At 70.1% G+C, this 7,965-nt stretch carries 9 protein-coding genes; all 9 read left to right on the top strand.

Features of this window, described 5'->3' with window-relative positions:
- Nucleotides 1-50: 50 nt before the first annotated feature.
- Nucleotides 51-401: an STAS domain-containing protein gene (locus tag ACFV9H_RS34825; RefSeq protein ID WP_385406445.1), complete on the top strand. Its 351-nt coding sequence runs from the start codon at nt 51-53 to the stop codon at nt 399-401.
- Nucleotides 398-2,545: a glycogen debranching protein GlgX gene (gene glgX, locus ACFV9H_RS34830; protein ID WP_385406448.1), complete on the top strand. Its 2,148-nt coding sequence runs from the start codon at nt 398-400 to the stop codon at nt 2,543-2,545. Before ACFV9H_RS34825 ends, glgX begins: the two co-directional genes overlap by 4 nt.
- A 33-nt stretch (nt 2,546-2,578) precedes the next feature.
- Nucleotides 2,579-2,890 carry an STAS domain-containing protein gene (locus ACFV9H_RS34835; RefSeq protein ID WP_385406449.1) on the top strand — a complete coding sequence of 104 codons (312 nt, stop codon included), beginning with the start codon at nt 2,579-2,581 and terminating at the stop codon, nt 2,888-2,890.
- Nucleotides 2,887-3,360, top strand: coding sequence for an ATP-binding protein (locus ACFV9H_RS34840; protein WP_385406452.1), 474 nt, complete (start codon nt 2,887-2,889; stop codon nt 3,358-3,360). Before ACFV9H_RS34835 ends, ACFV9H_RS34840 begins: the two co-directional genes overlap by 4 nt.
- Nucleotides 3,342-4,598 carry a PP2C family protein-serine/threonine phosphatase gene (locus ACFV9H_RS34845; protein ID WP_385406455.1) on the top strand — a complete coding sequence of 419 codons (1,257 nt, stop codon included), beginning with the start codon at nt 3,342-3,344 and terminating at the stop codon, nt 4,596-4,598. The genes ACFV9H_RS34840 and ACFV9H_RS34845 overlap by 19 nt, the downstream gene beginning before the upstream one ends.
- Nucleotides 4,598-5,341, top strand: a complete 744-nt coding sequence (locus ACFV9H_RS34850) for an AAA family ATPase (protein ID WP_385406458.1) — start codon at nt 4,598-4,600, stop codon at nt 5,339-5,341. The genes ACFV9H_RS34845 and ACFV9H_RS34850 overlap by 1 nt, the downstream gene beginning before the upstream one ends.
- 69 nt (nt 5,342-5,410) lie before the next feature.
- Nucleotides 5,411-6,151 (top strand): type 1 glutamine amidotransferase domain-containing protein, encoded by a 741-nt coding sequence (locus ACFV9H_RS34855; protein ID WP_385406461.1) that lies wholly within the window; start codon nt 5,411-5,413, stop codon nt 6,149-6,151.
- 35 nt (nt 6,152-6,186) lie between these two features.
- A complete protein-coding gene (locus ACFV9H_RS34860) occupies nt 6,187-7,671 on the top strand; it encodes an aldehyde dehydrogenase family protein (RefSeq protein ID WP_385406463.1) in 1,485 nt (494 codons plus the stop codon).
- A gap of 38 nt (nt 7,672-7,709) precedes the next feature.
- Nucleotides 7,710-7,965 (top strand): NAD(P)-binding domain-containing protein (locus ACFV9H_RS34865; protein ID WP_385406466.1); only part of this gene is annotated, 256 nt, incomplete at its 3' end.

A 7,965-nucleotide genomic window follows, 5' to 3' on the forward strand; every position in this document is an offset into this window, starting at 1 on the left:
CTCCAGGGGACCGCGCTCAACGGGGGGCGCCCCAACCAGAGGGGAAGGCAATGAGTCTCAACGTCAAGGAACGCCGCAACAAGACGGGCACCGTGCTCGTCGCCACCGGTGAGATCAACAGCGAGACATCCGGATCGCTGCTCCAGGCGCTGCTGCCGCTGGTCCGCGAGGGCAAGCCGCTGCGGATCGACCTCACGGCGGTCACCTACGTCTCCAGCGCGGGCCTGCGCACTCTGCTCGTCGTCTACCGCGAGGCCCAGCACGCGGGCGTCGCCGTCACCCTCTACGGGGTGAGCGAGGAAGTCCGGTTCGTCATGTCGGCCACCGGCTTCCTCGACTTCTTCGAGACCGGCGAGGCGGCGGCCGCGGAAGCCAAGGCCAAGGCCAGGGCGGCGCGATGAGCGAGGCCCGGTCCGAGCAGGTCCTCCGTGTCGACGCGTACCCGACCCACGAAGTGGGCGGGTACCGCGTCCGCGCGGGCAAGCCGTTCCCCTTCGGGGCCAACGTGGTCCCCGGCGGGGTCAGTTTCTCCGTCTTCTCCGACCAGGCCACCTCCATGACCCTGGTCATCTACAAGCGCGGAGAACCCGAGCCGATGGCCGAACTGGAGTTCCCCGAGGAATTCCGCACCGGCAGCGTCTTCGCCATGACCGTCTTCGGCCTCGACCACGAGAACATCGAGTACGGGTACCGGGCCGACGGCCCCTACGACCCGGTCACCGGCCACCGCTTCGACGCCCGCCAGGTCCTCTCCGACCCCTACGCCCGGCTGATCGCCGGCCGCGACGTCTGGGGCGTGGAACCCGACCGAAGCCGCGGCTACCAGTACCGCTCCCGCGTCTGCCTCCAGGACTTCGACTGGGGCGACGACACCCCGCTGGGCATCCCCGCCGAGGACCTCGTCGTCTACGAGACCCACGTGCGCGGCTTCACCCGGCACCCCAACTCGCAGGTCACCGCACCCGGCACCTTCGCGGGGCTGCGCGAGAAGATCCCGTACCTCAAGGAACTCGGGGTGAACTGCATCGAGCTGCTCCCCGTGTTCGAGTTCGACGAGAGCGACAACCCGCGGACCAACCCGGAGACCGGCGAGCGGCTCTTCGACTACTGGGGCTACAACACCGTCTCGTTCTTCGCACCCAAGGCCGGCTACGCCGCCACCGGACGCTACGGGATGCAGGGCGACGAGTTCCGCACCCTGATCAAGGACCTGCACGCGGCCGGCATCGAGGTCATCCTCGACGTCGTCTTCAACCACACCGCCGAGGGCAACGAGCAGGGCCCGACGATCTCCTTCAAGGGGCTCGACAACGCCACGTACTACATGCTCACGCCCGAGGGGTACTACTTCAACTTCAGCGGCACCGGCAACACCGTCAACTGCAACCACCCCGTCGTGCGCAACTACGTGCTCGACTGCCTGCGCCACTGGGTCGCCGACTACCACATCGACGGCTTCCGCTTCGACCTCGCGGCCATCCTCGGCCGGGCCCTGGACGGCACCCCGCTGCCCAACCCGCCGCTGCTGGAACTGCTCGCCTACGACCCGGTCCTGCGGCACACCAAGCTCATCGCCGAGGCCTGGGACGCCGGCGGCCTCTACGAGGTCGGCAACTTCCCGGCGTACGGCCGCTGGGCCGAGTGGAACGGGAAGTACCGCGACACCGTGCGCAGCTTCCTCAAGGGCGACCCGGGCGTCACCGGCGAACTCGCCACCCGGATCGCCGGCTCGCCCGACCTGTACTCCAGCCGCGGAACCGCCGCTTCGGTCAACTTCCTGACCGCACACGACGGTTTCACCCTCGCCGACCTGGTCTCCTACAACGACAAGCACAACGAGGCCAACGGCGAGGGCAACAACGACGGCGCCAACGACAACAACAGCTGGAACTGCGGAGCCGAGGGGCCCACGGACGACCCCGAGATCAACGCGCTGCGCATCCGGCAGATGAAGAACGCCCTCGCCATCCTCTTCACCAGCCAGGGCATCCCGATGCTGCTGGCCGGGGACGAGGTCGCGCGGACACAGGGCGGCAACAACAACACGTACTGCCAGGACAACGAACTGTCCTGGTTCGACTGGGACCAGGTCGACGAGAACGCCGAACTGCTCCGGTTCACCCGGGAGATGATCGCCTTCCGGGGGCGCCACCGGGAACTGCGCTCCACCGCCCACCCCACCGGGCAGATGCGGGAGAGCCTCGGCCTGCCCGACATCAGCTGGCACGGGGAGCGGGCCTGGCAGCCCGACTGGTCGGCCGAGAGCCGGCTGCTGGCGGTGGCCCGCTGCGGCACCGGTGACGACGACGTGGTGTACGTGGCCATGAACGCGCACTGGGAATCGCACGACCTGGAACTGCCGGCCCTGCCCGGCGGCCGCAGCTGGCACCTGTTCGCCGACACCGGGGCCGCGGCGCCGCACGACATCCGCACCCCGGGCACCGAGCAGGAACTCGACAACGCCGGGAAGTACCTGATCGGCCCGCGCTCGGTCGTGATCCTCGTCGGCCGCACGAACGACCCCGAAGAGTTCGACACGCCCTGACCGCCTGACCGCACCGACAGAAGGAGACCTGAGATGCCCCTTTCCGTGTCCTTGAGCATCGAGGGCGACACCACCGTGATCGAGCTGACGGGCGAGCTGGACGCCAAGACCGCGCCGGACTTCCACCGGACCATCGAGAAGGCCGCCGGGCACGGCACGACCACCGTGGAGATCCGGATGGCCGGTGTCGGCTACATGGCCAGCGCCGGACTGCGCTCGCTGGTCTTCGCCCAGCAGAAGGTCGCCGACAACGTCACCATCAAGGTGGTGGGCGCCATCGAGCCCGTGTCCCGGACCATCCGGACGGCCGGCCTCGACCGGAGCATCGTCCTCTCCGACGAGTGACCACTGTGACCGACATGGTCGAACTGGCGAGGAAGCCCGCCGTGCTGGAGGTGCCCGCGACGGTGGGGGCACTGGGCGAGATCGCCTCGTTCGTCCTGCGGCTGGCCGGCCGGGCGGGCCTGGACAAAGGGGCCGCCTACAGGATCCGGCTGGCCGTGGACGAACTGGCCACGAACATCGTGATGCACGGGTACCGGGGCGGCGACGGGCGGATCACCGTCCGGGGCCGCTCCGGCCCGGGCGAGGTGCGCATCGTCATCGAGGACGGCGCACCCGCCTTCGACCCCGTCGAAGGCCGCCTCCCGCCCGCCCCCGGGGTCCGCCCCGAGGAACGGCGGATCGGCGGCCTCGGCATCCACCTGGCACTGACCAGCGTGGACGAGTTCAGCTACCGACACACGGGCGGCCGCAACATCAGCACGCTGACCGTGAAAGCTGAGGGGACGGACCCATGCCCTCCACGACCGTGATCATCCTCGACGAGTACCCGCCCCCGCCGCCCGAACTGCTCGACGCGCTGCGGACGATGGACGCGGAACTCGTGGCACGCTCCCTCACGGAGCTCCGCACGGGCCCGTTGGAACAGCTGCCCGTCGCGGACGTGCTGCTCGCCCCGGCCGAGTCCGACGGGGAGGCCGTACGGATGGCCGTACGCCGGCTGCGCCGCTGGGCCGGGGCACCCATCGTGGTCGTCTGGACCGTGACGGAGTTCGCCGCACTGGAGGAACACGTACGGATCGGGCACGACTACCTCGTCCCACCCTTCCTGCCCGCCCTCGTCGGGGCCCGCCTGCACAGCTGCTCGGAGCGCGCCGGACTCGGCCGCACCCTGCGCGAAGCCGACGCCCGCGCCGAACTCATGGGCTACGAGAAGGAACTGGAGATCGGCCGGGAGATCCAGGCGGGCTTCCTGCCCGAACGGCTGCCCGTCCCGGACGGCTGGGAGATCGACGTCCGGTTCCGGCCGGCCCGCCAGGTCGCCGGGGACTTCTACGACGTGTTCGAGATATCCCGCGGCCGCCGGCTCGCCTTCGTCGTCGCCGACGTCTGCGACAAGGGAGTCGGCGCCGCTCTCTTCATGGCACTCATCCGCTCACTGCTGCGGCACACCGCCGAGAACAGCGGGCTCCAGCACCTCGTCGCCGGGCGCACCGGAGGCAGCCGCCGCATCCCGGTGGTCGGTGCCACGCCGCTGCTCAACGCGGTCACGGCCACCAACGGCTACCTGACCCGCAACCACCTGCGGCAGGGCTACTTCGCCACCCTCTTCTTCGGGGTGCTGGACCCGCTCACCGGCAGCCTCGTCTACATCAACGGCGGCCACAACCCGCCCCTGATGCTGCACGCCGACGGCAGCCCGCCCCGAGCGCTGGAGATCACCGGACCGGCCGTCGGGGTCCACCCCGACTGCGTCTACACCCTCGGCTACGCCCAGTTGAACCCGGGCGACACCCTCTTCGCCTTCACCGACGGAGTACCCGAGGCCCGCTGCCCACAAGGCCGCTTCCTCGGCGACGAACGCATGCTGGAACTGCTCGCCGGCCGCCCTGCCAGCGGCAAGGAGGTCGTCGACCGCATCGACTGGGCGGTGCGCGAGCACACCGGCACCGCCGAACAGCACGACGACGTCACCATGCTGGCCCTCCACCGGCCACGTGCGGCGCGGGGGCCGCACGGGGACGGCACCGGCTACCGGGTGGTGGCCTGATGGCCCGCACCATCGTGGTGCACTCGCACCGCGGTGGCACGGGCAAGTCCTCGGTACTGGCGAACCTCGCGCTGCTCCTGGCGGCCGAGGGGCGCCGGGTCGGGGTGGTGGACACCGACATCCAGTCGCCCACCCTCGACCTGTTGTTCCGGCTCGGGCCCGGTCCGTCCCTGGCCGACTACCTGCTCGGCCGCTGCGAGATCGAGGCCGCGGCCCAGCAGGTCGCCCTCCCCGGGCTGTACGTCGTACCGGCCCGGACCGGGACGGCCGCCCTGCGGGAGATTATGACCAGCGGATACGACGTGGGGTTGCTCCCGGAGGGCTTCGACCGGCTGGCCGGGCACTTCGCCCTCGACATGCTGCTGCTCGACACCCATGCCGGGCTCAACAACGAGTCGGTCACGGCCATGGCGAGCGCCGACGTACTGATGATCATGGCGCGGGCCGACCGGATCGACCTCTCCGGCGTCGAGGAGACCATCGCCCTCGCCGGGCGCCTGCCCTGCCGGCGGACCCTGGTCCTGAGCATGGCCCCCGCCGGGGTCGACCGGGAAGCGGCGCGGCGACGCGCCCAGGAGGTCTACGGAGCACCCCTGGCCGGAATCCTTCCGTACTCGCCGGAAATGGCGGCGCTGTACGGGGAGCGCATATTTGCAGAAGCCCATCCCGACCACCCGCTGGTCGGTGAATTCCGCACCATCATCTCGGCGTTGGACGCACGTGACGAAGTATCACGGGCCTGACGTCGCCCCCTTACGCCCCCTGCTATGGGCGTGTTGAATCGGCAGCGAATCCAGAACAAGGAGAGAATCATGAAGATTCTCGTCGTCATGACGGCCAAGGCCACCCTCCACCTGCTGGACGGCGAACAGCACCCCTCGGGATTCTGGGCCGAGGAATTCGTCGTCCCTTATCAGCTGTTCAAGGCAGCCGGGCACGTCGTGGACGTCGCGACGATCGGGGGCCGGGCACCCACGGTCGACCAGACGAGCATCGACCCCCAGTTCCTCCAGTGGGTCCGCCCCCAGGGTTCGCCCGACGAGGACGCGGCCAACGCCGCCGAGTACGTCCGGGTCATCGAGAACACCCCCCAGCTCCAGACCCCGATCGCGCTGGAGTCCCTCACCGAGAAGGACATCGCCGACTACGACGGCGTGTACGTCAGCGGTGGCCACGGCGCCATCGGCGACCTGCCCAAGTCCGACGAACTCGCCCAGATCCTGCGCTGGGTCATCGCCCAGGACAAGCCCCTCGCCACCGTCTGCCACGGCCACACCTCACTGCTCGCCCTGCGCGACGGCGAAGGCCGCTGGCCCTTCGAGGGGTACCGGATGACGGCCTTCTCGCACAGCGAGGAACTGGTCACCAACATGGCCGGCCGGCTCCCGCTGATCCTGGAGGTCGAGCTCACGCGGCTCGGCGCCCGCTACGAGAAGGCCGAAGCGATCTGGGACTCGCACGTGGTCGTCGACCGCAAGCTGACGACCGGCCAGAACCCGTACTCCTCCAAGGCCCTCGCCGAGACGTTCCTGACGCAGCTCGCGCAGGGCTGAAAGCAGCCCCCCGCACACGAATCCGGAAGGCAGCCATGACACAGCGCGCGCTCAGCGACCAGCCCCTGGCCAACCCCGGGAAGTTGTTCATCGGCGGCAAATGGGTCCCGGCCCGGGACGGCCGTACCGAGCCGGACATCAGCCCCGTGGACGGCCAGGAGATCGTGCCGGTGGCCCAGGCCACCGCCGCCGACGCGGACGCGGCCGTGGCCGCCGCCCGCAAGGCGTACGAGGAAGGTCCGTGGAGCAGACTGTCGGCCCAGGAGCGCGCGCTGCGGCTGAACCGGGTCGGCGAGCTCATCGAGCGCGACCTGGAGGAGATCGCCCTTCTGGAGACCGTGGACATGGGCAAGCCGTTCGCCTTCTCCAGTACGGTCGACGCCCCCATGGCCGCCCAGCTCATGCACTACTACGCCGGCGCCGTGACCCGCGTCGACGGCTCCTCGCGGGCCCCGGCCGGCGGCCAGCTCGCCTACACCCTGCGCGAACCGCTGGGCGTGGTCTGCGCCATCACCCCGTTCAACTTCCCGCTGCTGCTGTCGATGACGAAGATCGCTCCGGCCCTCGCGGCCGGCAACACCGTCGTCCACAAGCCCTCCCCGGCCACCCCGCTCACCGCCCTGAAGATCGCCGAGCTCTTCCAGGAGGCGGAGATCCCCGACGGAGTGTTGAACGTCATCACCGGTCCCGGCGTGGAACTGGGGGAGACCCTCACCGACCACCCGGACATCGACAAGATCGCGTTCACCGGTTCCACCGCGGTCGGCCAGTCCATCATCCGCAAGGCGGCCGGCACCCTGAAGAAGGTGACGATGGAGCTCGGCGGCAAGTCCGCCAACATCGTCTTCGCCGACGCCGACCTCGACGCCGCCGAGGAACTCGCCTTCTTCGGCATCTACTACAACAAGGGCGAGATCTGCACCGCCGGCTCCCGCCTGCTGCTCCAGCGCCCCGTCCACGACGAACTGGTCGGACGCCTGGTCCGCAGGGCCGCCGCCCTCAAGCCCGGCGACCCGCGCGACCCGGCCACCCTCTTCGGGCCGCTGGCGCACCGCGGCCAGTTCGACAAGGTCAGCTCCTACATCGAGGTGGGCGAGAAGGAAGGCGCGATCCTGCGCACCGGCGGCACCGGCTGGACCCCGGAGGGCGCCTCCAGTCAGGGCCTGTACTTCCTGCCGACCGTCTTCACCGGGGTCGACAACGGCATGCGGATCGCCCAGGAGGAGATCTTCGGGCCGGTGCTGTCGATCATCCCCTTCGACACCGAGGAGGACGCCGTGCGCATCGCCAACGACAGCGCGTACGGCCTCGCCGCCGGCGTCCACACCAAGGACCTGCGGCGGGCCCACCGGGTCGCCTCGCAGATCAAGGCGGGCACGGTCTGGGTGAATTGCTACAACCAGTACGACCCCTCCGTGCCCTACGGCGGCTACAAGGCCTCCGGCTACGGCCGCGAGTGCGGCCCGGAATCCCTGGAGAGCTACACCCAGACCAAGTCGGTCTGGATCGGCATGGACTGAGTCCGGAGAGAACCGAGTCCCCCTTCCCGAGGAGCGTCATGCGGACAGGCATCATCGGCACCGGCCGGATCGGCTCGACCCTCGCCAGGATCCTCGTGGCGGCGGGCCACGAGGTCGTGGTCGCGGGCGCCCACGGCCCACAGAGCCTCGGCCCGCTCCTGGCGGAACTGGGACCGGCGGCCCCCGCGGGGCCCCCCCCCGGCGCCGCCCCCCCGGCGGCCCCCCATGTGGAGAATGGGCCCCGCCGCCCCGGAAGGGGGACGAGTCCGCCCCGCCGAGGTGAGGGAACCAGGA

It is taken from the genome of Streptomyces sp. NPDC059874 (assembly GCF_042731135.1).
Lineage (GTDB): Bacteria > Actinomycetota > Actinomycetes > Streptomycetales > Streptomycetaceae > Streptomyces.